Annotated in this window: 1 pseudogene; it reads right to left on the reverse strand. The window is 60.5% G+C overall.

The features are described 5' to 3' along the window. Positions 1–137: 137 nt before the first annotated feature. Positions 138–522 (reverse strand): annotated as a pseudogene (locus EN780_RS37265) (hypothetical protein); the annotation flags it as partial.

The following is a 522-nucleotide window of genomic DNA, read 5'->3' on the forward strand; positions in this document are numbered from 1 at the left end:
GCTCCCGATAGGCAAGGCAAAGCGCGTCCATTAGCCGACAATCATTCGATTGCGGCCGCAGTCAGAGGGATCAACCGCGAAGACTTCGACGAGCGGCAGAAGGGTTTCGGGGTCGAACGGCGACTGCGCAGACCGGTTCATGCAACTGCCTTCGCTCGCAGAGGTTCGATGTTGCTCTTGCCTGCAATGATGCCGGCAAGCCGATCGGCCCAACGCTCCAAGGCATCCCGTTTCTCGCTCATATAGTCGTAGCGCGCATATACCCGCGACGTGACCGTACTCTTGGTCGCCGAAACGTGATTCAACACATGCCCGACGATGAACGGCGAAATGCCGATTTCTTCCATGCCCGTCGCAGCAGATCGCCGAAGGTCATGCGGCGTCCACGGTGCAATGCCCATGATCATCGCTACGCCGCGCTTGCTGATCTCTTCTCGCTTCACTGCCTTCGGGACAGATGCGCCGGTGACGGCTGCACGGGCGCCCGGTCCAGGAAAAACGAAAGGCGGTACCGCCCTGCCC

The organism is Mesorhizobium sp. M4B.F.Ca.ET.089.01.1.1 (assembly GCF_004022605.1).
GTDB classification, from domain to species: domain Bacteria; phylum Pseudomonadota; class Alphaproteobacteria; order Rhizobiales; family Rhizobiaceae; genus Mesorhizobium; species Mesorhizobium abyssinicae.